Here is a 1,498-nt window from a genome sequence, read left to right as displayed (position 1 = left end):
CCCCGCGACCCACCGCGGTCGGCACGGAACCAGGAGATCTCAGTGGCCCGGCGCCCCCTCCCCCGCATCCTGACCAACAGCGGCGCACGCGTCGCCCGCGGCCGGGAGCTGGCCCGGACGGCGGGCGCCGGGGCCACCGACGTGCTCCATCCGCTGATCACGGTGGCCCGCGGGCTGGGCCGGCTGGCCGCGGCGGCCCGCCGACGGTGGGCGGCCGTGCCGAAGGACCGGCGCGGTCCCCTGCTGTTCCTGGTGGCGTCGGTCCTGCTGGTGGTCGTGCTGACGCCCTACGGCCCGGTGCTGGCCGCCGCCGCGACCATGGCGGCGGCCGCGTGGAAGGGCCGCGACGGCGCGGGCCGCAGGCCCCCGGGCACCCCGGACGAGGACCAGGCCCGGCGCCTGACGTCGCTGTACGAGGCGCTGGTCCCCTACTTCTCCACCGCCGAGGATCCCGCGCCCCTCTACGCGCACGGCGGGGAGTGGCAGGGCCCCTTCGAGGCCCACGAGTTCGACGACACCGGCCGGGTCTCCCGGCTGGTGCTGCGTTATCCCGCCTACTTCACCGACGGCGAGCCCGAGGCGCGCGCCCGGGTCGAGCAACTGCTGCACGCCAAGGCCGGGCGCGGGCGCGAGTACCGGTTCGTCTGGGACGAGGAGGCGAACCGGCTCACCTTGGAGGTGCTGCCGCCGCTGCCCGCGGACCTCACGGCGCAGGCGTTCGTCACCGCGCCGGGCGAGACGGTCCTCGGCTTCACCGACCCGACCGAGGTCTCCCGCACGCTCCCGCTGGGCGAGGGCGAGGAGGGCCGCGACGTGCCGCCGGTGGTGTGGCGCACCGGGGCCCGCTCCACCGAGCCGCACCTGCTGGCGCTCGGCTCCCCCGGCAGCGGCACGTCGACGCTGCTGCGGTGCGTCGCCCTGCAGGCGCTGCGCCACGGCGACGTGCTGATCGTGGACGGCGGGGCCGCCGGCGAGTACGCCTGCCTCACCGGGCGCAACGGCGTGGTCGCCGTGGAGTGCTCCCCCGCGGGCGCCCGCGCCTCGCTGGAGTGGGCCACGCGGGAGACGGAGCGCCGGCTGATCGCCGCCAACCGGGCCCGGCAGTCCGGGCTCCCCGTGCCGGAGGACTCCCGGCGGCCGCTGTGGATCGTGGTCGACCGCCCCGCCGCGCTGGGTCACCTGGCGGCGGCGGAGGGCGGGTCCGATCCGCAGGCGCTGCTCCAGGTGCCGCTGCGGCACGGGCGGGCGGCCAACGTCACGGTGGTGGTCGCCGAGCACCTGGAGAGCGCGGAGGCGCTGAGCGAGGCGGTCCGCCAGCACACCCGGGCGCGGGTCGTACTGGGTCCCGCGTCGGTGGCCCAGCTGGCGGCCGTGCTGGGTGCGGCACCCCGGACCACTCCCCCCGCGCTGGTCCCGCCCGGGCGGGGGTACGCCCGCCTCGGCGCCGGACCGGTGCTGCGGATGCAGGTCCCGACGACGCCGGACCCCTACGACGAGA

General features: G+C 78.0%; 1 protein-coding gene. It reads left to right on the top strand.

The genetic code is table 11. The features are described 5' to 3' along the window. Positions 1-42: 42 nt before the first annotated feature. A partial coding sequence (locus ACOV8S_RS29510; RefSeq protein ID WP_448321542.1) for a hypothetical protein occupies positions 43-1,498 on the top strand: 1,456 nt, incomplete at its 3' end.

The organism is Streptomyces sp. CO7 (assembly GCF_053474865.1).
Note: the sequence above shows the minus strand (reverse complement) of the source record. Positions and strands in the feature narration are given on the sequence as shown.